A 24,934-nucleotide genomic window follows, 5' to 3' on the forward strand; every position below is an offset into this window, starting at 1 on the left:
CCATAAAATTACATTTTAGACCATTATAAATAATAAATGTATGAAGTACATTTGTGTATACCAATTAGAATAGACGACAAACTAAATTTATGAAACAGTTATTACCTCTTTTATTAATAATTTTTTGGGGCTGCAATACCAAAGAAAGGCAAAGGATAGATATATCCGGTGAATGGACCGTTGCACTTGACTCTTTAAATAAAGGTCATGAAGAAGAATGGTTTACAAAGGTTATCGAGCATGGAACCGAAATTTTTCTCCCATCTACTTTAGACGAGAATAAATTAGGTACAAAAGTGATCAAAACTCCAGATATGAGTAGAGATAACCTATTTGAACTAAGTAGAAGGTATACTTATATCGGTCCGGCGTGGTACCAAAGAAAGGTATCGGTTCCTGAGGAATGGAAAGGAAAATCGATTGAATTAGAGCTAGAAAGAGTAATTTGGAAATCAGAGGTTTGGATTGATGGGAAATATAAAGGAAAGGACAATAGCCTTGTCTCTGCTCATAAAATAAACTTAGGTGAACTAACACCTGGCGAACACGATATTACTATTTGTATTGATAACAGTAGACAATATCATCTATTTGATAGTAAAGGAGTGCGTGCTATTAATCAAAATCACGATTACTCACATGCCTATACAGAAACAACACAGATTATTTGGAATGGTGTTCTTGGGAATATGACATTATCTCCATCAGCTTCTTATAACATTAATCACACTAGAATTAATACCGATATTCAAAATAAATCGGTAACAATTAAAGTAGAAGGAAAAGGAAATGAGAATAGATTATTTTTTGACGTTTTAGATACAGCAAATCAAGTACTTTATACAAAAGAAGTACTTTCTAAAAATCAATTTGAAGTTACTTTTAAAGAAGATTTTGATTTATGGAATGAATTTAATCCTACTTTATACAAACTAAGAATCAGTGATGAAAACAACATTTTAAGAGAAGATTTCTTTGGGTTAAGAGAAGTTGTTGCTAAAGGGAATGATATCTTCATCAACAATGAAAAGACATTCTTTAGAGGTACGCTAGAATGTGCGATATTCCCATTAACAGGTCATACTCCTTTGGATGAAAAAGGTTGGAAAAAAGTATTTGAAACGTCAAAAGCATACGGTTTAAACCATATTCGTTTTCATTCTTGGTGTCCTCCAGAAGCAGCTTTTAGAGTAGCTGATAAAATGGGATTCTATTTGCAGGTCGAACTACCTAACTGGTCGTTAGAATATGGTATTGACCCCAATATGGTAGAATGGATGGAAAAAGAAGCAGATAGAATAATCGAAAGTTATGGTAATCATCCTTCTTTCTGTCTAATGTCTATGGGGAACGAATTAGAAGGTGATTTCGATTTATTGAACGGTTTAGTAAAGAAACTTCAAAAGGAAGATAACAGACATTTATACACGGTATCTACATTCTCTTTTGAACAACCTCATGGTACTATACCAGAGCCAGCAGACGATTATTGGATTACTCAATGGTCAAAAGATGGATGGATTAGAGGTCAAGGTGTATTTGATGCTTATCCACCACAGTTCAATATTGATTTCTCAAAAAGCTTATCTTTTGTGGATGTACCTGTAATCACCCATGAAGTGGGACAGTATTCTGTTTTCCCAAATATGAAGGAGATTGATAAATATAATGGAGTATTACAACCATTAAATTTTGAGGCCATTCGAAACGATATGAAAGCCAAAGGTATCCTTAATCGAGCTGATGATTACTTAAAAAGTTCTGGACAGCTGGCTAAAATCCTATATAAAGAAGAAATTGAAAGAGCCTTGAAAACGAAAGAGATTTCTGGAATTCAAATGTTGGATTTACATGATTTCCCAGGTCAAGGTATGGCCCTTGTAGGAATATTGGATGCATTTTGGGATTCTAAGGGAATTATTTCTCCAGATGGATTTAAAGAATTTTGTTCTGAATTAGTGCCACTACTTGATTTTGACAAGGCAGTTTTCTCAAATACAGAAACTTTTGAGGGAACTATCAAAATGGCTAATTACTGGAAAGACTTATCTCAACAAAATGTGAAATGGAAAGTTATTGATTGTGTAGATAATTCCGTTATCAAAAATGGAGTGATAGAAAATAAGAATATTAAAAGAGGGGTAAATACAATAGCTTCCATCCAATTTGAACTAAATTCAATCCTTCAACCTAAAAAATTGGATATTGAAATTGAAATTAGCAATACATCGTATAAAAATAAATGGTCTATTTGGGTCTACCCAGAAACCTCTTTATTAGACCATGAAAGTATTATTATTACTGATAATTGGTCAAAAGCAGAAAAAGCATTGAATAATGGAAAGGATGTTTTATTTACATCAAATTTGAAGAAAACGAAGGGAGTTGAGGGGAAATTTGTTCCTGTATTCTGGAGTCCTATTTTATTTCCGGACCAGGCTGGTACAATGGGTATTCTTTGTGATCCAAACCATAAAGTATTTAATAATTTTCCTACAGAATATCATACCAATTGGCAGTGGTGGGACATTTGTAAAAAGTCTAAAGCTGCCCAAATTGAAGGTTTGCAGGTAGATCCATTGGTTACAGTAGTAGATAACTTTTATAAAAACAGAGATCTTTCAACACTTTTTGAAGCAAAAGTTGGAAAAGGAAAACTATTAGTTTCAACTATTAATTTATACGAATTACCAAAGGAAAGAAAAGTGGCTAGAAGCCTATACAACAGTATTATTACTTATATGAAATCTGATGATTTCAACCCTGAAAAAGAGGAAAAACTTTCTAACATTCAGAGGAAGTTAGCGCTCTAAAATCTATTTACAACGTTTATTATACTTTTTAAAGATGAATTGAAATGAGAAATTTTATTACAAATCTAATTTTTCTGACCTCATTCTTACTTATGTTTTCTTGTCAAGTTGATGATAAGTTTCAAGATGTGGATGGTCAGCCTCCAATTGTCGAGATGAATGAAGAACATATCAAAACAGAACCTGGTGCAACTATCACTTTAGAAGGATTAATATCTGATAAAGATGGTTTACATCATATTCACTTAGAGAACAAAGGACTGTTTCTTAATAAAGATATTATGCTTCATAAAGATGATACTATAGTTTATGAATATGAATTGTACTATGATATCTTCTCAAAAGATACATTAACGGGGATGTCTTATCCAGTAACTGTACAAGTATTTGACCTAGGAAACAGAGTAACGGAAACTGAGGTACTAATTACAATGGATGCCGATTTTACAGCACCTGAATTTACTATTTACCCTCAGAAAGATTACTTCTTGTTAAGCTCACCTACTGCAGAAATTAATTTGATTTTTGAAGCGGTAGATAATATGTCTCTAGCTTCTATCGATATTGAAGTAGGCGACTTTTACTCAGAACAAATTACTGATTTTGATGACGTGATGAAGTTTGCCTACAACAAAAATATTTTAGTGGGCGAAAATATTGGATTTCATCCAATCACAGTAACTCTAATGGACAATGGAGGAAACAAAACTATAGCAGAAAGCACTTTAGAAGTACAAGCTACTCCTAATTTCCCTTCTATGTATTTGATTGATTTCGAAGAAGAATCACAATTTAGAAATACATTAATTGGGAGACCTTTATTGATGGATAAAACAGAAGATTTCGTTTATCATACTTCATATTATGCGGAAAAAGCGGGTACCGAAATTGTTTTCACTCCTCAAACATCATTTGCTCCTTATTTATATGGTGTTGATCCAGGAAATAATGATCAACTTCTACTTGATATAGATGGTGCTAATACTGCATTGCCAATTGTTTTAGATGAAGTAGGTTACTATGAGGTATCTATTAATATTGAGGAAATGTCATATACCATTACAAAATATGCTCCTACTGAAGAAGATCCAATGGGATCTCATATGACTGAAGAATATGGAGGTTTTGAAATAGAATTAATGGTAATAGGAAGAAACATCCCTGGTTATGCTGATTGGACACCAACAGAAGGAGCTAAGATGACTAGAGATGAAAACAATAAATATAGATGGTCTGTAGAAATGAATCTTGAAGCAGGTAACACAATTGCAGCATTCTTGGTTTCTCATCATCCATGGGGTTGGTGGTACCCTAAAGGTTATTGGAAATGGAATGATGGTACATCTTGTTTATACAATGTTCAGGGTGGTGGAGTAGATCCACAGAATAAAACAATTCCAGAATCAGGAAGATATAGATATGTCTTTGATTCTCACCTGAAAAAATCTCAATTCTACCTTATTAATTAGCCAATTCGATCATCATGAAAAAAATAAAAATTTTATTGTCAGTGCTACTTTTAGCACTGACATCCAACACTCTTTTTGCCCAAGATGTCATCAAGGGTATTGTAAAAGACGAAGCAGGAGAACCACTTATTGGAGTAAGTGTTCAGTTGAAAGGTACTGTTAATGGTGCTATTACGGATTTAAATGGTGAATTCACTATTGATCAAGCTAACGAAGAAAGTGTTTTAGTGGTTAGCTATATAGGTTATGTCAAACAAGAAATTTTTGTTGGCACAAAAAAACAATTTGATATCACCTTAAAAATCTCTGTCGAAGAACTTGAAGAACTTGTAGTTATCGGTTACGGTACTGCAAAGAAATCAGACTTAACAAGTTCCATTAGTTCAGTAGGTGCTGAAGAGTTAGAATCGAACACTACAAATAACGCCTTACAATCCTTACAAGGTAAAGCAGCAGGTGTTCAAATCACAAACTCAACAGGTAATCCAGGAACAGCACCATCAATTATTATTCGTGGTATGACGACCATCAATGGATCAAACCCATTATTTGTAGTAGATGGAATGCCAGTTGGAGATAATATCAACTTCTTAAACCAAGATGATATTGCAAGTATGGAGATCTTAAAAGATGCATCAGCTACTGCAATTTATGGTACTCGTGGTTCTAATGGTGTAGTTTTAATCACTACAAAAAAAGGTAAAGAAGGGCCAATGAAGTTCAACTTTAAAGCAACTGTAGGTGTTCAGCAAATGCAGAAACCGGATATGGCAGGTGTAGATGAGTTTGAAATGGTCTACAAGGCCAGAAGTTTAAACGATGGAATTCAGCCTAGATGGAATCCTTTGAGTGATTTGTCTGAGGGTACAGATTGGTGGGATCAAGTAGTGAATGATCATGCAATTACTGAAAACTACAATTTTGGTTTCCAAGGAGGAGCAGAAAAAATCCAATATTCTGGAAGTCTATCTTATTATAAACAAGAATCTCAATTTGATGCGGGTTATTATGATAGAATTACAGCACGTTTCAATACAATATATCAAGTCAATGATAAAGTGAAATTTGGAGTTGATTTTGCCCCAAGAATTGAAAGTTGGGAAGGAACTCCAAATGTGATCCAATCAGCGATGACTATGGATCCAACCACGCCGGTCTATAAGCCTGAAGAAGAATGGACAGATAATAGATATAGTAATTACCAACGTTCTTACAATAGCCAAGTAAGAAACCCAGCGGGTATTGTAGATAGAGCTATAGACAATAATAATGGTCAAGCAATTGGTGGCTTATTAAACTCACATGTATCCTATGATATTTTGAAAGGGTTACAATTAAAATCTCAATTTGGTCTTAATGGTCATTATCAACAGACTAATCAGTTTAATCCTGAGTTTTATATCGATAACTTAGAACAAAGTGAAATTAGTTCGATCTACAGAGGAAACACATTGAATTATAACTGGAACTGGACCAATACACTAAATTATACGAAAGAGATTGGGAAACACAATTTCAATGTATTAGCTGGTTTCACAATGGAAAAATTCCATAATGATTGGTCTCAAGCAGGTAGAACAGGTGTTCCATCGAGTGATCCTAACTTCCACTATGTGTCAATGGGTACTGGTGATCAATTCGGGTCTGGTAATGCTTCGGTTTCTTCGTTAGTTTCGGTATTAGGTAGATTTCAATACAATTACGATAACAAGTACTATTTAACAGGTTCAGTAAGAGCGGATGGATCATCTAAATTCCCTAAAGCACAACGATATGGTATTTTCCCATCAGTATCTGCATCTTGGAGAGTAAGTGAAGAGGATTTCTTGAAAGGAAGTGAGACGGTTTCTAATTTGAAAATCAGAGCAGGCTGGGGACAAGTGGGTAACCAATCTATATCAAATGCTGCTTTCTTAAGTTTGATTGGATATACAGATTATACTCTAAATGGAGAAAGAGTTCCAGGTACATCATTAACTTCTATCGGAAACAAAAACTTAAAGTGGGAAACTGTAGAGGACTTCAACTTTGGTATTGATTTAGGACTATTTGATGACCGATTGACCGTTATTGCGGATGTTTTCCAAAAGACATCACATGATATGTTGATGCAAAAAGATAACCCTCTTTATTTAGGTTACCCTAATCCGAATTCTAGAATGTGGGCCAACATTGGTAGTTTACAGTCAAGAGGTTTTGAATTTTCAATCAATTGGAGAGAAACAAAAAATGAGTTGACTTACAACATTGGTTTAAACCTATCTTCAATCGAATCTACAGCATTAAAGTTAGTGGATGGAACACCATATAACGATGGTCGTCTATCTAGTACAACTATTACTAGAACCATGGAAGGAAATCCAGTGAGTTTATTCTACGGATATCAAATGGATGGTCTATTCCAAACATGGGAAGAGGTGTATTCGCATACCAATGATAGAGGTCAATTGATGCAACCAAATGCTAAGCCAGGTGATATTAGATTTAGAGATCTAAATGGTGATGGTGTAATTGATGGAGATGATCAAACATTTATTGGTAATCCAGCTCCTCGTATAGTTCTAGGTTTAAATCTTAGTTTTGAATATAAAGGATTTGATTTAACAGCCAATTTTAATGGTAAGTTTGGTAATGATGTATTCAATACTACCAAGTACAATTTCATGTCAGGTAATTACAGCCAAAATGTATGGGCAGGTACTTATAATTCAGCTTGGCATGGAGAAGGAACATCGAACACTCACCCAAGATTATCGATAAGTGATCTTAACCAAAACTACAATACGGTATCTTCTTTCTATGTTGAAGATGGTTCATACCTAAGAATGCAATTGCTACAGGTTGGTTATACTTTACCAAAACATATAACAGGTGATAATCGATTGAGGGTTTCAGTATCAGCTCAAAACTTATTTACCATTACCAACTATACAGGTTTAGATCCTGAAACAGCATCAGCAGGTAGTGCTACGGCTTTTGGTATTGATTATTTATCGTACCCTGTACCAAGAACATTTTTGATTGGAATAAATGCGAACTTCTAAAATGAAATGAAAATGAAAACAATAAATATATTTAAAGTAGCTTTAGTTACGTTAGGCTTAATACAATTGACTTCTTGTGAGAAGTTTCTTGATCAACCTGTATTAGGTACGCAAACCCAAGATAATTACTATAAAACAGCTTCAGAATGTGAAGCATCGATTAATGGGTGTTATCAAAGTTTATTTGGAGAGTCAGGTGGCTGGTGGCCGATTGCTGCTTTTTATGTAGCTACAGATATGGCATCAGATGATTTGTGGATGGGAAACACTTCTCAAGACCCCGCTACATTTTTAAGAACAGCACATTATATGAATCCAAAGTATGATGCAGTAATCCAAGCATTTTGGGAACATAGATACAAAGGTATACAAAGAACTAATACTGCTTTGAGTGGTATTTCTGGTTCGCCTATGCAAAATGAAGACGATAAAAAAAGAATGTTGGCGGAAGCTAAATTTCTTAGAGCTTTTTTCCACTTTGATTTATTGATCAATTTTGGTGATATCCCAATTATGGATAAAGTGTATTTACCAGAAGAAGTACAAGGAAAATCTCGTGATAAAATAGAAGATGTTTATGCTTTTATTGAAAAAGATTTAGAAGAAGCAATTGAGTTTCTTCCTTTAAGAAGTGAATATGATTTATCACAAAGAGGTAAAGCAACAAAAGGTGCAGCTATGGCTTATTTGGGTAAAGTATATCTTTTCCAACAAAAATATGTAGAGGCAAAGGACATGTTTATGAAGGTCATTAACTCAGGAGAATATGGATTGTTAGCAGATTTTAGTCAAGTATGGAACCTACATTATGACAATAGTATTGAAGGTATTTTTGAAGGTCAATTTATGGAAGATACTCAATATCGTTTGGGTACTCAAATTCCAGTATTAACAGGTTCACGTGATGATTCAGGCTGGTCATGGGGATTACCGACAAGTAATTTAGAAAAAGCATTTTTAGATGAAGGAGATATGGAACGTTTAAAATGGTCTATCGTTAAAGATGGTGAAGATGTTCCTGGGGATGATGACCAAGACGCACTTCCTATTAGTCCTGGATCACATAAGTCGGCTAGAATTAACCGTAAATTCTATATTCCACAAGTGGATAGAAACATGCCATATAATAACCCTACACATGCCTTAAACCATAGATTTATGCGTTATGCAGATGTTTTATTAATGTGTGCTGAAGCATCTTACCATTCAGGCGATGAAGGAACAGCTAAATTATACCTTAATCAAGTAAGACAAAGAGTGTACTTGGATGATGTGACCGCCTCTGGAACAGAGTTAAGAGATGCGATCCGTAAAGAAAGAAGGTTAGAGTTAGCAATGGAATTCCACCGTTTGGAAGATATCAGAAGATGGGACGATGATAATGGCAAAAAAGCAATTTGCAATATCATGGGTCCAAATGGCTCTTTTGTTAAATATAACACAGAAACATCTGAGGATAAATATGAGAGAGATAATCAGATAGAATCAAGTAATAAAGGTACGTTCTTCCAAGAGAATAGAGATCTTTTATTCCCTATCCCTTACATCGAAATCCAAATTTCAAATGGTGCAATTCAACAAAATCCTAACTTCTAAGAAAATGAAAAAATTAAAAATAGCTTTATTAGCTTCAATGTTAGGGCTAGGAGCTTGTACAGAAAAATATGTTTTTGAGCCAAATCACGATTTGCCAAAAATGCCCAATGATAAAGAATTTTTTGCAACAGTCGATCTAGGTAACAAACATCAAAAGATAGAGAGTTTTATGGCTTCTGATTGTTGGGCTGGGAATTGGGTTGGATCTTATTGGGATGAAAGCCAGAAATCTGAGATTGCAGAACTTCTATTTTCACAAGAAATTGATGGCAAATATCCAAAAGGAATTGGTCTTTCAGGATGGCGATTTAACCTTGGTGCTGGTACGACCGCTCAAGGTGATGAAAGTGGTATTGAAGATCCAACGAGGAGAAGTGAAAGTTTTTTATCCAACGGGGTAAAAGACTGGAACAAAGCAATGGGACAGCAATATTTTCTTAGAAAGGCAAAAGAATACGGGGTGAATGATTTTGTAATGTTTAGTATTTCTCCAGATGTATCATTTACTAAGAATGGAATGGGTTACTCCCCAGGTGGAGAAAATATAAACTTGGCCGATGGGAAATTACCAGAATTTGTCAATTACATTTCTGAGGTAATCACTCATTTCAAAAATGAAGGAATTGACTTCAAATATTTAAGCCCAATCAATGAACCACAGTATGCTTGGGATACCAAATCTCAAGAGGGTACACCTGCAACAAATACGGATATTTATAACCTTGTGTCAGCTTTAGATCAATCTTTTACTGAGAATAATATCAATACAAAACTATTGGTTGGTGAAGCAGCAACATGGGAGTATTTATATAAAGTAAAGGGAAATGAAAATAGCAGTAATCAAATTGAAACTTTATTCGGCAATGATTCTGAAATAAGTATCAAAAACTTACATCATGTTGCTCCAATTATTACTGCACATAGTTATTGGATAGATAAAACAGCGGCTCAAATGAGAGAAACTCGTACTGCAGCCTACCAAAAAGCATCTCAACATGGATTGAGCTTGTTCCAAACAGAGTATAGTTTGTTGGGTGAAGGTTTTGAGGATCATCCTGGTCATGAATCCGCATCCTATAATGACGTTGCTTTACAAGTAGCGAAGGTGATTCATCACGATTTAAACTATGCAAATGTGGAGTCATGGTCGTTCTGGACCGCATTGGATCAAGAAAGATGGGGACATAAAAACAGATTCCTTTTAATTTCTGTGACTCCATCTGATGGAGCTTATGGAAATATTATGAACTCTGGAGAAAATTCAGCTACAAAATCACTTTGGGCCTTAGGTAACTTTAGTCGCTTTGTTCGTCCAGGTTTTGAAAGAGTAGATATTGAAATTGATGGAAATACGAACATTCTATCTTCTGCTTTTGTTTCTCCTTCTTCTGATGAATTGGTAGTAGTATACACCAACCTGACGGATCAATACACAGGGGTTGAAATAAAAATGGATAATAACATGAGAGCGGTAGAATCTTATGTGACAAGTAATGAATTTGATTTGGTTAAAGAAGAAATCAATGAAGACGAGAGAAAGATACAACTACTTCCTCGTTCTGTTACGACCGTTATATATAAATAAAAAAAACAATGAGATATTTACTGTCTGTAATTGTCCTTTTTTACATAAACCAACACTGTTGGGGGAGCAATCCCCCAACAGAAAAAAAGGCACAAGTCACTATAAATACTGAAAATAAATTTCAGAAGATTGAGTTTTTTTCAGCATCAGATTGTTGGGCGGGGAATTGGGTAGGCACCTATTGGTCAAAAAAAGAAAAAGAGCAAATTGCAGATTTATTTTTCTCAAAAAAGATTAAGAAAGGACAACCTCAAGGAATAGGTTTAACTGGCTGGCGATTTAATTTAGGAGGAGGAACAACCGAGCTTGGAGATAGTAGTGATATTAAAGATGTTTCAAGAAGAAGTGAGAGTTTTTTAGAAAAAGATGGATCATACAATTGGAACAAAGAAATGGGGCAACAGTATTTTGCTCAAAAAGCGGTAAAAGCGGGTATTGATAATTTCATCTTATTTAGTATCACTCCAGAAGTAACTTTCACAAAGAATGGCAAAGGGTATTCGCCAGGAGGGACCAACTTTAATATATTACCCAATGGCTATAAGGACTATTCGATTTATATGGCAGATGTTATAGAACATTTTAATAAGGAAGGGATTAATTTTAATTTAGTCAGTCCAGTAAATGAACCACAATATAATTGGGATACAAAAGGACAAGAAGGAACTCCTGCTCATAATGATGAGATCTATCGTTTCGTTAAAAATATTGATAGTGTATTTGTAAGCAGAGGAATTAAATCAAAAATTCTGTTGGGTGAAGCAGCTGATTGGGAATATCTTTATAAGGAAAAAACTGAAAGGGAAAGAAGTCTACAGATTGAAGATTTTTTTAGTGATACATCAGCCATCTCGATTAAAAATTTCACAACAGTAAAACCAACTATGAGTGCACACAGCTACTGGTTTGATAGAAATTTTGAAGAAATGAAATCTACCAGATCTTTAGCATTAGAAGCAGCACAAAGAAATAATATCGAGTTATGTCAGACAGAGTGGAGTATGTTAAGTAAAGAATACGATTACTTCCCTGGTTATAAACAGGCATCAACAATGGATATCGCTTTAGTAATGTCAAATGTGATCAATCACGATTTAAATTATGCCAACGTTACTTCTTGGTCGTATTGGACGGCTATGGATTTAATTCGATGGAATCATAAGAACAGATTCTGTTTGGTTGAAGTAATTCCTGAAGGAGGAAGTGAGGGAGATATCACTAAAAGCGGAACACATATCGCACATAAAACATTATGGGCATTAGGGAATTATAGTCTATTTATCCGTCCAGATTTTGAAAGAGTTGAAATGGATTTATCTTCTGATCTTCCAGTAGTGGGTACTTCATTTATATCATCCAACCAACAAGAATTGGTAGTGGTATATACCAACTTATCTGATGAGAATATAACATTCACATCATCAATAGATGATCAAGAATATCAGCTAAAAGAGAAATATGTTACCGACGCAGAGAACGATTTAAAAGCATCTGACATAGATAATATTCTACCAAAAAGATCAGTCACCACTTTTATATATAAAAAATAGTATGGAAGTTTTAGAACAAACAGCAACAAAAGAGAAGAAAAATTATACCGTACCATTATTGATTATGGTGGGTTTATTCTTCCTCATTGGTTTTCTTACCGTAGTGAACCAACAGTTTTTAGCCCCTTTACAGCAGGCTTTTTTATCCGAATCAAACAGTTTAAAAAATACGCTGACCACTTTAATTGTTTTTACTTTCTTTATGGGTTATCCGGCTACTGGAAACTTTGCTGCTCACCTTATAGAAAAATACAAACATAAAGTTACGTTAATGGTGGGCTTAGGCATTGCCGCTATATCATTATTAATAGAAGCATCTTCTGCATTATTCAACGAAAGTCTTGGTACAATGCAAATTGCAGATGCGACTGTACCATTAGCCTATATTTTATTTTTAATTGGTGCTTTCTTACAGGGATGTGGAATGTCTATTTTACAAACTGTTGCCAATCCATTTATCGCGGCTTGTGAAGTTCCAGGGACAAGTGCTGTAACAAGGTTAACAATTGCTGGAGCAGTAAACTCAGTAGGTACAGCTATTGCACCATTATTTGTGGCAACTATCATCTTTGGAGGTAGTATCCCTCAAGTTTCTGACATTATTCTTCCATTATGTGTATTCGCCGGATTGGTAGTATTGATTGCATTTGGTTTAAAAATGTTGCACTTACCCGATCCCAACGAACCTGATGAACAAGAGGAATATGTTGGGGAAAGAAGTGTATGGAGCTTTAGTCATTTAAGATTAGGAGTAATAGCCATCTTTGTATACGTAGGAGCAGAAGTTTGTATTGGTTCCAATATAGTATTACACGCACAAAGTCTTCAAATAGAAAAAGAAGTTTATGCCTTGATGGTTACCCTTATTTGGAGTGGCATGTTGGCAGGAAGATTTTTGGGGTCGTTTTTGAAAAATATCACTGGGAATACACAATTGGCATTCACTTCTGGAATAGCAGTTCTTTTATCGTTAGGAGCAATGTTGACAGAGCAATTGTGGTTAATCGCTGGAATTGGATTTTTACATTCAGTAATGTGGGGTGCCATCTTCACTTTAGCTATAAATAAATTAGGCCCATATACCGCAAAAGGATCAGGAGTATTAATGATTGGTGTAGCTGGTGGAGCAATTTTACCTTGGATTCAAGGAATCATGGCAGATGCTTTAGGAGGAGATTGGCAGTGGACTTGGATCATTGTAGTGTTGTCAGAAGCGTATTTATTGTTTTATGCTTTACGAGGAAGTCAGATAAAAAAATAGAATAAATGGAAAATTTAATCGAAGAAAAAGTAGTTTGGTCAAATGATGACGAGCTATTTGAATTAATTAGAAATGAATTGTTTTCAGCGGTTGTAGGGGATATTATGGATAAAATGGGGTACTTCCATCAATTCATGCCACCACAAGTACAACCTTTAAGAGACGATATGTTTGTGGTGGGTAGAGCCATGACAGTACTAGAAGCAGATTGTTTTGAAGAACTGAGCGGATCGGGTAATAATCCAATCTTGTCAAAGCCATTCGGTTTGATGTTGGAAGCTTTAGATGATTTGAAAAAAAATGAAGTCTATATCTGTACAGGTTCATCTCCAAATTACGCACTATGGGGTGAATTAATGAGTACAAGAGCTAAGATTTTAGGGGCAGCTGGCGCTGTGGTAAATGGGTATTCAAGAGATACAGAAGGTATTTTAGAATTAGATTTTCCAACGTTTTCTTATGGAAGATATGCTCAAGATCAAGGACCAAGAGGAAAGGTAATTGATTTTAGAGTGCCTATCGAAATCAATGGAACGAAAATTAATGATGGCGATATTATCATTGGAGATATTGATGGTGTTTGTGTGATACCTAAAGCGATTGAAGAAGAAGTTTTACAAGGTGCCTTCGAAAAAGCTAGAGGAGAAAAAATTGTAAAAAAAGCAATTGAGGGAGGTATGTCAGCGAAAGCATCATTTGATAAATACGGCATAATGTAATCCAAATAAAAAAAACTAAAATGAAAATTACTGATGTGAAAGTTTGGTTAGTACAAGGAATAAAGTACAACTGGACAATGATCAAAATATATACCGATGAGGGAATTACAGGTGTAGGCGAAAGTACCAATTGGCCTGGAAGTCCAATGATTGAAGCAGCAACTAAACATGCTGGAAAATTAATTATTGGAATGGATCCTCTTAAGACCGATTATATCTGGACAAAATTATACAGAGACCTCAATTGGGTCGGACCTTTTGGAGTGAGTATGTGTGCAATAAGTGGTATCGATATGGCTTTACTCGATTTAAAAGCTAAAAAATATGGGATGCCGATGTATGAACTTTTAGGGGGTAAGTTTAGAGATAAGATTAATCTTTATGCCAACTATTGGTTTATAAATGGAGGTCATACCGTTGAAGACTATTCAAAACAAGCACAAAAAGTAGTGGATGCCGGTTTCAAGGGATTAAAATTCGATCCTTTTGCACACACCAATTACTTCTATGGAGAGGAAGGAACAGGAGCTTCATCTACCATGGCACTTACTCCTCAAGAGATGGATCATGCCTATAATATTGCGAAAGGTGTAAGAGAAACTGTGGGGGATGATTTCGATATCATGATTGAAACACATGCGATGCTCAATGCCAAAACAGCCATAACTATGGGTAACCGTATGGCAGATTTAAATATTACTTGGTTTGAAGAACCACTAGGTCCCGAAAACCATGATATGTTAAAGGCGTTTAGAGATCGATTGAATCCAGAAATATCAATTTGTGTGGGAGAACGTCATTATACAAGACATGGTATTCGCCCAGTACTTGAATTAGGTATTTGCGATATATTAATGCCTGATATTACCCGTTGTGGAGGACCTTCAGAAATGAAGAGAATGGCTACTATGATGGAAGCCTACAATGTTTTATTGGCTCCTCATAATCCAAACGGCCCACTTTCTACTCTTGCAAGTGGACATGTTTGTGCCTCAGTTCCTAACTTTTTCCGTTTAGAAGTGATGTTCACCGATGTACCTTGGAGAGATACCATTATCGACACACCTCTTGATATTAAAAATGGTCAACTAATTCTTTCTGATCGTCCTGGTTTAGGGGTGGATTTGATTGAAGAAGAAATGGAAAAACATCCTGGGATCGTCGAAATATCAGATAATTTTTATGTTTAATAAAATCTAAATTACTATGCTAGCGATTGATTTATCAGGAAAAGTAGCAGTAGTCACGGGTGTTTCAAGTGGTATTGGTAAAGGTATCGCTAAAATGTTAGCCAAAGCAGGCTGTGCTATTGCAGGGTGTGGATTAAGAGATGCCTCTTCAACATCTGTTATCTCTTTTTATCAAGAAGTAGAGGAAGAAGGACAAAAAGCCATCTATGTTTCTTGTGATGTAACTAAGACAGAAGACTTAGAGCGTTTTGTTAAGGAAGTCATTTCATCCTTTGGTAAAATTGATATCCTTATTTCAAATGCTGGAATCAATGTATTTAAAGGAGCAGAAAATTGCTCATTAGAAGATTGGGAAGTCAATCATAATTTAAACTTAAAATCACATTGGTATCTAAGCAAGTTGTGTAAACCATATTTGGATGAAAGTGATGTTGGAGTGATAGAAATTATGGCTTCCAACCACGCATATACCTCAATTCCAGGATGTTTCCCTTATAATGTCACCAAAACAGCCTTAACTGGATTAGTGAGAAGTATGGCAATTGAATGGGGACCGAAAATTAGAGTAGTTGGATTGGCTCCTGGATTTATTCAGACAGAAGGGGCCGATAAATGGTTCAATTCATTTGATGATCCAAAAGCAGAAAGAGAAAGAACCGAAAAAAGACACCCTGTCAATAAATTAGGAAGTGTGGAGGAAGTAGGTGCACAATGTGCTTTTTTAGCTTCTCCATATTCAGCTTTTATTACTGGAACAACCATATTAATGGATGGCGGTAGAGGGGCAATCATGCAGGACGATTAAGATCATGGAGAAAGCTAAATTAATTTATAATGGAAAAGCGACCTTAGGAGAAGGACCTATATGGCTTGAGGATAGTAATGAATTAATGTGGGTAGATATCGAGAAAACCACACTTAATTTTTTAGATCTTCAAACCTATATGAATCAAGAATTTTTGATAGGTCAACGTGTTGGGTTTGCAGCTGTCAAAGATACCTCAACGTTTTATTTAGGAACACAAGAAGGTATCTTTGAATTCGATAGAAACACATCTTCTAAAAAGTTTTTACACCAACCTCCTACCAAATTTGATGAAAATATTCGTTTTAACGATGGGAAAATAGGTCCTGATGGAGCGTTGTATGCAGGTACTATGCATTTATCAGTAGTTGAAGGAGCTGGAACATTCTATAAAATTGAAACGAATGGTGAGTACATTCCTTTGATTCAAAATACCACTATTGCCAATGGATTAGGATGGTCTCCTGATAAGAAAATAACTTATTTTATTGACACACCAAACTTTGAGGTAATGGCTTTGGAATTATCAGAAGATAATTTGATAATGAATAAAAGAATCGTCATCTCAATTCCTCAAGACTATGGTGCTCCAGATGGCATGACAGTAGACAAAGATGGAAATGTATGGATCGCACATTGGGGTGGAGCGAAAGTTTCACAATGGAATCCCGATAAGAATGAATGTTTAAAAATCATAGAAGTAGGCGTTCCGAATGTAACATCTTGTACATTCATAGATCATGATTGCAAAAAGTTAGCAATAACTACAGCAAATTTTGGAATGTCTGATAAAGAACTGAATGAATATCCCTTAAGCGGAGGCATTTTTTTATATGAATTGAAATAGTCCTTAAACTAATAATTAACGCAAACTAAAGTCCGAATCATTAATTTGATTTGGACTTTTTTGTATTTCAATGAACTCAATAGCTTGATGTATAATGAGTTAATAATTTAGTGGAAATAAAGTATAAAGAAATTGTCCATAAACAAATAAAATAGCCTATGTGCTATAAGTGTACTTCCTACTACTTTTGAAATATAATAATTGAAGAAATAGCTATTCTAAAGATCTTTCAAAAGACATAAAAAATAAATAAAGATAAAGAAATGGAAAAAGTTAAAGCTTGGAGAGAAGTAGTGAGTATTCCTACATATGAAATTGGCAAACCAGAAAAGAACCCAATTTTCCTTGAGAAAAGAGTGTACCAAGGCAGTAGTGGAGTAGTATATCCTTATCCAGTAATTGAGAAGATTGAAGACGAGAAGAAGGATAAAGATTGGAATGCTGTTTATATCGAAAACAAGTATATCAAAATCATGATTCTTCCTGAACTAGGAGGTAGAGTGCAGATGGCATACGACAAAGTGAAGCAACGTCACTTTGTGTATTACAACTCAGTAATCAAACCAGCTTTAGTAGGTCTTACTGGACCTTGGATTTCTGGTGGAATCGAATTCAACTGGCCGCAACATCACCGTCCAACTACTTACGATAAAGTAGATTCTCTAATCGAAGAAAACGAAGACGGAAGTGTGACTGTATGGTGTAGTGAGATCGAAAGAATGTTCCGTACAAAGGGTATGGCAGGATTCACTTTACATCCTGATAAGGCTTACTTAGAGATTCACGCAAAACTATATAACAGAACTTCTCAGCCTCAAACATTCTTATGGTGGGCGAACCCAGCTGTAAAAGTAAACGACAATTATCAATCGGTATTCCCACCAGATGTAAATGCAGTATTTGATCACGGTAAGAGAGATGTATCTGAATACCCAATTGCAAAAGGAACTTATTACAAAGTAGATTATTCTGCTGGTGTGGATATTTCGAAATATAAAAACATCCCTGTTCCGACAAGTTACATGGCTGTGAACTCAAAGTATGACTTTGTAGGCGGCTATGAAAACGATTCGAAAGGAGGAATGCTTCACGTAGCGGATCATCACCAATCGCCTGGTAAAAAGCAATGGACTTGGGGACATAGTGATTTCGGTCGTGCATGGGATAGAAACTTAACAGATACTGATGGACCATATATCGAATTAATGTGTGGTGTGTATACTGACAATCAACCTGATTTCTCTTGGTTGCAGCCATATGAAGAGAAGAGTTTTAAACAATATTTTATGCCTTATCGTGATCTTGGTGAAGTAAAAAATGCTACAAAAGAAGCCATGATTAACGTAGAAGAGGAAGAGGGTAAAACTATCGTTAGAGTTTACGTAACGGCAGTTTACAACAATGCTCAAATTATTGTAAGTAGCAAAGACGAAGTAGTGAAAGAATTCACTTTGGATTTATCTCCAGAAATGAGCTTCGAAGAATCTATTGGTGAATTGATCGCCTTAGATGATATTAAAGTGGAGGTACTTACTGAAAAAGGAGTTGAACTAGTGAACTTTGAATTAGATGGTAGTGCTGCAGATAGAGAAGTTCCAGAGTCAGCAAACCCTGCTAAAGATCCAGAAGATATTGAATCTATTGAGCAACTTTATTTAAGAGGTTTGCATTTAGAACAATACCGTCATGCTACTTATAATCCTACAGATTATTACTTAGAAGCATTGAGAAGAGAGCCATCAAGTGTTCAAAACAACAATGCTATGGGCTTATACTTGATCAGAAAAGGGAAATTTGCTGAAGCTGAAAAGTATTTAAAAATAGCTGTAGCCACACTTACTGAAAGAAATCCTAACCCTTATGATGGAGAACCTTTATTTAATTTAGGTTTGAGCCAAAGATTCCAAGGTAAAGAAGAAGAAGCATACGGTTCTTTCTTTAAAGCCACTTGGAATGGTGCTTGGCAAGATAGTGGTTTCTTCCAATGTGCTCAAATTGATGCCAAAAGAGGAGATTTAGACAAAGCGTTAGACTTAGTGGATAGATCACTTTGGAAAAACTGGTTAAACCACAAAGCGCGTCACCTGAAAATCATGTTATTGAGAGAGGTGGGTCGTACGAATGAAGCTTTAGCTTTAGTGGAAGAATCTCTTAAAATGGATCGTTTCAACTTCGGTGCTTTATACGAAAAGTATTTATTAACGTTTGATGTAGAAATTAAGAATCAATTGATCGATTTGATGAGAGATAATGTCCATAACTTTATCGAAATCTCATTAGATTATGCCAACGCAGGCTTCTACAAGAATGCATGTACATTGACATCAATCCATACAAACAAAGAAGCAGCGATTTACCCTATGGCCTTGTATTTTGAGGCATCATATCACATGGCTTTGGGTAATGATGAATTAGCACAGACTATTCTTGAAAAAGCCTCACAACAGCCAGCGGATTATTGTTTCCCTAACAAATTAGAGGAATTAGTTGTTCTTCAGGAAGTCACTCAAAAGTGGAACCCTTCAGATGCAAAAGCGTGGTACTACTTAGGTAATATCTGGTATTCATTCCGTCAATATGATGATGCTATGACTTGCCTAGAGAAATCTGTAGAAATCGATTTTAATTTCCCTACCGTACATAGAAACTTGTCGTTAGGCTATTTCAATAAATTAAACGAGCCTAAGAAAGCACTTCAAGCTTTAGAAACTGCTTTTGAATTAGACAAGACGGACGCAAGGGTATTTATGGAATTAGATCAGTTGTATAAAAAACTGAATCAAACTCCGGAATTCAGACTGAAGAAGTTAGAAGATCATCTAAACCTTGTTGACCAAAGAGACGACTTATATTTAGAAAGATTGACGCTTCTAAATGTTCTTGGTAAATATGATGAAGCACTTGCTTTAATCATGAACAGACAGTTCCATCCTTGGGAAGGTGGTGAAGGTAAAGTAACTGGCCAATATTTGATTTCGAATATTGAATTGGCAAAACTTGCGATTAAAGAAGGTAAATTTGCAAAAGCAATTGAGTTCTTGAAAGCCACTGAAAAATATCCGGAGAACTTAGGTGAAGGTAAATTATTCGGTACACAAGAAAACGATATAAACTATTGGATGGGTTGTGCCTACGAAGGATTAGGTGATCTTGACACAGCCAATAAATTCTGGAAGTTAGCATCAATTGGATTGAGCGAACCTGTAATTGCGATGTACTATAATGATCAACAGCCAGATAAGATCTTCTATCAAGCAATGGCTTTGATTAAGTTGAATGATAAGGTGGAAGCAGAAAAACGATTCAATAAATTAGTCAGCTATGGTGCGGAGCAATTACAAGTGCCATTCAAAATGGACTACTTCGCAGTATCTCTACCAGATTTATTAATCTTTGAAGAAGACTTACAAATTCGTCACGAATTGCACTGTCACTACCTTATTGCTTTAGGTAATTTGGGATTGGCTAAGGGTGATCAAGCAGAAACGTCATTCAAAACGATTTTGGATACAGATGCTTACCATTATGGAGCTCGCCTTCATGCTCAGATGAATGGAGAACAATTAGAAGAGAGTGTTTAATCAGATAGAAAATGAGACCAATTAATTATTTAATTATTGCTCTATTGTCATTACAACTTTTTAGTTGTAATGGCAATAAGCAATATACTCAAGAAACACTTTCTCTGGCGGGAGACTGGAAAGTGGCTCTGGATTACGATAAAGTAGGGAAAGATCAAAAATGGTTTTTATCTGACCTGAAAAATACAAAAGATATCAATTTGCCATCCACTTTGGATGATGCAGGAATAGGGGAAAAAACAAAATTAGGCAACGAAGTCAATCAGGATAATTTATATCAACTATCTAGGGAACGTTCTTATATTGGACCAGCTTGGTATCAAAAAGAAATTGAAGTACCATCATCTTGGAAAGGTAAATCAATTTCCATACTAATGGAAAGAGTAATATGGACTTCTGAAGTGTATGTAGATGGTAAATTAAAGGGATCACACAATAGCTTGATTGGTCAACATAAAATTGACTTAGGAAAATTAACACCTGGTAAGCATCAAATAACCATTTGTATTGATAATAGTAGATTACATCATTTATTCTCAGATGAAAAAGAAATTCAAGATTTTGCACATGCTTATACGAATACTACACAAATCATATGGAATGGTATCCTTGGAGATTTTAAATTGATACCTGTTGGAGATTACGAATTAAAAAATATCACTGTTTTACCTAATGTAAAAGATAAAAACATAGATTTTAAAGTGAGTAGTAATGGGATAAGTCAGAAACAATTAGAATATATTATTTCTGATTCCCAAGAACAAACGATCACAAGAGGCAAATTAACTGGTGTAAATAAAGAAATCGTTTCTGTAAAAGGTGATTTTAAAACATGGGATGAATTTGATCCTAAGGTATATACTTTGCAAGTAGTAGAAGGAAATGAATTGTTGTATACTACTAATTTTGGTATTAGAGAAATTTCAACACAAAAAAATAATTTGATGTTGAATGGACACCGTATCTTCTTAAGAGGTACTTTAGAATGTGCCATTTTCCCTCTAACAGGTCATCCTCCAATGGATAAAGAAGGCTGGGCGAAAGTGTTTGATTCCGCAAAAGCCTATGGTTTAAATCACTTACGATTCCACTCTTGGTGCCCTCCTGAAGATGCATTTAATGTGGCAGATAGTATGGGTTTCTATATTCAAGTAGAATTACCTAACTGGAGCTTAGAATACGGTAAATTCCCAGAAATGGTGAAATGGGAGCGTCAAGAGGCGTTTAAAATGTTGGAAGAATACGGTAATCATCCATCTTTCTGTTTTATGTCTATGGGTAATGAATTGGAAGGTAACTTTGATGCGTTAACCACCTTAGTTCAAGACCTAAAAAATACAGATCAAAGAAGATTGTTTACTACCTCAAGTTTTTCTTTTGAACAACCTCATGGTACTGTGCCTGAGAAAGTAGATGACTTCTGGATTTCACAATGGACCAAAAAAGGATGGATTAGAGGTCAAGGTGTTTTTGATACTTACTCACCCACTTTCGACAAGAACTACCAAGCAAATATGGACTTTATCGAGGTTCCTGTGATTCAACATGAAATTGGACAATACTCAGTATACCCTAATTTAGAGGAGATAAAAAAGTATACTGGCAATCTTATTCCGAATAACTTTAACATTGTAAAAAATGATTTGGAGAAAAAAGGAAGATTAAACCTTGCACAAAAATATTTGGAAGCTTCTGGACAATTGGCTAAAATCTTATACAAAGAAGAAATTGAAAGAGCCATCAAAACTCCAGCGATTACAGGTTTCCAATTATTAGATTTACACGATTTCCCTGGTCAAGGTACAGCTTTGGTGGGTTTATTGGATGCCTTCTGGGATTCTAAAGGCATCATCACAGGTCCTGAATTTAGACAATTCTGCTCAGAGTTGGTTCCATTATTATCTTTTCCTAAAGCTGTATATACCAATGCTGAAAACTTTAAAGGAAAAGTAGAAGTAGCTAACTATTGGAAAGAGGTGAAAAATCCTGTTTTTGAGTGGGAAGCGAAAAAGAAAGCATCTGGTGAAATTCTGAAAAATGGTGCAGTAACAAAAGACCAAATTGGGCAGGGTACGTTCAATACATTAGGTGATATTGAATTCTCATTAAGTGAGATTAAAGAACCTACTGAATTGCAAATTGAAGTAGCTTTAAAGGGAACTGATTACCGAAACCATTGGTCGATTTGGGTATACCCTGCAAAACAACAGGATCCTAAATCGGATGTGATTGTTACTTCAGATTGGGGTAAAGCACAAAAAGAATTGGCAAAAGGTGGTAAAGTATTATTTACTCCTGCTATAAAATCAATTAATGGCATCGAAGGTAAATTTGTATCTGTATTCTGGAGTCCAGTTCACTTCCCTGATCAACCAGGAACAATGGGACTTTTAATGGACCCTAAACATGAAGCTTTCAACCACTTCCCAACGGATTTCCATACGAACTGGCAATGGTGGGATTTATGTAAAAAATCGAAATCATTGGACCTTGGCGATAGCAAGATTACACCAATTGTAACGGTAGTAGATAACTTCTATAAAAACCGACATATGGGTAATGTGATAGAAATGAAGGTAGGAAAAGGAAAATTATTATTCTCTTCTATTGATCTTCATTCAGATTTAGAAAAAAGACCTGTAGCACAGGCTTTAAGAACAAGCTTGATGGACTATATGAACGATAATTCTAAATTCAATCCAACGTATGAAATGTCATATAACGAATTTAAAAAATCGTTTAAGGCAAAATAATATTTAAATAAAAAAGAGGCCGTCTCAATATCATTTTTCCCACATTATTATCAATGATATGGGTACAATTGAATTATGAGACGGCTTTTTCTGAAATGAAAGAATCATGAAATTACCACATTACTATACTTTAATATTCAGTTTCTTTTTATCCATTTTCCTGTTTTCATGTAAAGCAGGTTTAACCAAAGAGACAAATCAAGAAGAAAAACGCCCCAATGTACTTGTAATTATTGCAGACGATTTAGGAGCACACGACTTATCAACGACCAATTCAAAATATTACGAAACACCTAATATTGATCGAATAGCTTCAGAAGGTTTTCAATTCGATCAAGGATATGCCTCTTGTCAGGTTTGTAGTCCTTCGAGAGCGAGTATAATGTCTGGTAAATTCACGGCGAACCATGGGGTGACCGATTGGATAGGTGCTGCATCGGGTGAGCGATGGAGAAAGGCCAATCAATTCACGAAATTGTTACCTCCAGAATATGAACATAAACTAGATACATCTTTTGTAACCATGCCTGAAGCATTTCGCGATCAAGGGTACGAAACTTTTTTTGCAGGAAAATGGCATGTTGGAGGAGAAGGTTCTTCACCTGAAGACCACGGTTTCAATACCAACATTGGAGGTTATGATGTGGGTAGTCCACATGGTGGGTACTTTTCACCCTACAATAACCCAAAATTGAAAGATGGTCCACAAGGTGAAAACTTATCTATGCGTTTAGCCGACGAAACCATCCAATTTATGAAAGGGAACAAAGAGAAGCCTTTCTTTGCTTGTTTATCTTTCTATGCAGTGCATAGCCCTATTCAAACTACTGAAGAAAAATGGAAAAAATACAAAGATAAAGCTGTGGAAGCAGGTGTTGCTAAAGAAGGATATAAAATGGGTGAAGTGCTTCCTATGCGTCAACAACAAGACAATCCTGTTTATGCAGGTCTTTTGGAATCAATGGATGAAGCGATTGGTAATGTATTATCCTCTTTAGATGAATTAGGATTAGCAGATAATACCATCATTGTATTTACAGGAGATAATGGAGGTGTAGTTTCTGGTGATTCTTGGTCCACTTCAAATTTACCATTAAGAGGAGGTAAAGGATACCAATACGAAGGTGGATTAAGAGTGCCGTTTTTAATGAAAGTCCCTTGGATGAATCAAAAAGGAAAGAAAAATGATACTCCTGTAATTAGCACCGATTTTTATCCTACTCTTTTAGATTTAGCGGGATTAGACCTACTGCCTAAAGAACATTCTGATGGGGTGAGTTTAGTACCATTAATGGAAGGAAAAGAAATAGAAGAACGACCTTTAATTTGGCATTATCCGCACTATGGAAATCAAGGAGGAAAACCAGTGTCAGTTATTCGAAAAGGGAATTGGAAACTGATTCACTTTTATGAAGATGCTCATGATGAACTTTATGATTTATCAAAAGATGAAGGGGAACAAACGAATGTGTTTGCTGCTAACAAAGTGATAGGAGAAACACTTTATAAAGAACTATTTGATTACCTCAAAGAACATAATGCAAAATACCCAACAGTAGATCCTGAATATTCAGAAGAAGCTGCACAAAAGTATTTAAAGAGAGTAGGAGTGGATCGAAAAGTAATTCTTGAAGAAAAAAGATTAGAGATGTTGAGCGATGATTTCGATCCAAATAACAATTGGTGGGGAAGTCAAAGAATAATTGATTAAAAATAACAGA

14 protein-coding genes are annotated in these 24,934 nt (G+C 35.3%); all 14 read left to right on the plus strand.

Going from position 1 to position 24,934, the window contains the following annotated elements; genetic code table 11:
* Positions 1–89: 89 nt before the first annotated feature.
* The 14 genes from MY04_RS21665 (at position 90) to MY04_RS21730 (ending at position 24,924) form a co-directional block, all read left to right on the plus strand.
* Positions 90–2,813, plus strand: a complete 2,724-nt coding sequence (locus MY04_RS21665; protein WP_066214267.1) for a sugar-binding domain-containing protein — start codon at positions 90–92, stop codon at positions 2,811–2,813.
* A 44-nt stretch (positions 2,814–2,857) separates the two neighbouring features.
* On the plus strand, positions 2,858–4,282 hold the full coding sequence (locus MY04_RS21670; RefSeq protein WP_158297838.1) for a hypothetical protein: 1,425 nt from the start codon (positions 2,858–2,860) through the stop codon (positions 4,280–4,282).
* A 14-nt stretch (positions 4,283–4,296) separates the two neighbouring features.
* Complete coding sequence (locus MY04_RS21675) at positions 4,297–7,326, plus strand: SusC/RagA family TonB-linked outer membrane protein (RefSeq protein ID WP_066214274.1); 3,030 nt, start codon at positions 4,297–4,299, stop codon at positions 7,324–7,326.
* Between the two features lie 12 nt (positions 7,327–7,338).
* Positions 7,339–8,922 carry a RagB/SusD family nutrient uptake outer membrane protein gene (locus tag MY04_RS21680; RefSeq protein WP_066214277.1) on the plus strand — a complete coding sequence of 528 codons (1,584 nt, stop codon included), beginning with the start codon at positions 7,339–7,341 and terminating at the stop codon, positions 8,920–8,922.
* Positions 8,923–8,926: 4 nt separating this feature from the next.
* On the plus strand, positions 8,927–10,507 hold the full coding sequence (locus MY04_RS21685) for a glycoside hydrolase (protein WP_066216684.1): 1,581 nt from the start codon (positions 8,927–8,929) through the stop codon (positions 10,505–10,507).
* An 8-nt stretch (positions 10,508–10,515) separates the two neighbouring features.
* Entirely contained in the window at positions 10,516–12,057 is a 1,542-nt protein-coding gene (locus MY04_RS21690) for a glycoside hydrolase (RefSeq protein WP_066214281.1), read from the plus strand.
* 1 nt (position 12,058) lies between these two features.
* On the plus strand, positions 12,059–13,318 hold the full coding sequence (gene gluP, locus MY04_RS21695) for a glucose/galactose MFS transporter (RefSeq protein ID WP_066214283.1): 1,260 nt from the start codon (positions 12,059–12,061) through the stop codon (positions 13,316–13,318).
* Between the two features lie 5 nt (positions 13,319–13,323).
* Positions 13,324–14,037 carry an RraA family protein gene (locus MY04_RS21700; RefSeq protein WP_066214286.1) on the plus strand — a complete coding sequence of 238 codons (714 nt, stop codon included), beginning with the start codon at positions 13,324–13,326 and terminating at the stop codon, positions 14,035–14,037.
* A gap of 20 nt (positions 14,038–14,057) precedes the next feature.
* Positions 14,058–15,227: a mandelate racemase/muconate lactonizing enzyme family protein gene (locus MY04_RS21705; RefSeq protein ID WP_066214290.1), complete on the plus strand. Its 1,170-nt coding sequence runs from the start codon at positions 14,058–14,060 to the stop codon at positions 15,225–15,227.
* Positions 15,228–15,243: 16 nt separating this feature from the next.
* A complete protein-coding gene (locus MY04_RS21710) occupies positions 15,244–16,032 on the plus strand; it encodes an SDR family NAD(P)-dependent oxidoreductase (protein ID WP_066214292.1) in 789 nt (262 codons plus the stop codon).
* 4 nt (positions 16,033–16,036) lie between these two features.
* Positions 16,037–16,879 (plus strand): SMP-30/gluconolactonase/LRE family protein, encoded by an 843-nt coding sequence (locus MY04_RS21715; protein ID WP_066214295.1) that lies wholly within the window; start codon positions 16,037–16,039, stop codon positions 16,877–16,879.
* A 263-nt stretch (positions 16,880–17,142) separates the two neighbouring features.
* Complete coding sequence (locus MY04_RS21720; protein ID WP_066214298.1) at positions 17,143–20,460, plus strand: DUF5107 domain-containing protein; 3,318 nt, start codon at positions 17,143–17,145, stop codon at positions 20,458–20,460.
* An 11-nt stretch (positions 20,461–20,471) separates the two neighbouring features.
* Positions 20,472–23,213 (plus strand): sugar-binding domain-containing protein, encoded by a 2,742-nt coding sequence (locus tag MY04_RS21725; RefSeq protein ID WP_066214301.1) that lies wholly within the window; start codon positions 20,472–20,474, stop codon positions 23,211–23,213.
* Between the two features lie 106 nt (positions 23,214–23,319).
* Positions 23,320–24,924 carry a sulfatase gene (locus MY04_RS21730; RefSeq protein ID WP_066214304.1) on the plus strand — a complete coding sequence of 535 codons (1,605 nt, stop codon included), beginning with the start codon at positions 23,320–23,322 and terminating at the stop codon, positions 24,922–24,924.
* The last annotated feature ends 10 nt before the right edge of the window (positions 24,925–24,934 follow it).

The organism is Flammeovirga sp. MY04, from assembly GCF_001682195.2.
Classification (GTDB): domain Bacteria; phylum Bacteroidota; class Bacteroidia; order Cytophagales; family Flammeovirgaceae; genus Flammeovirga; species Flammeovirga yaeyamensis.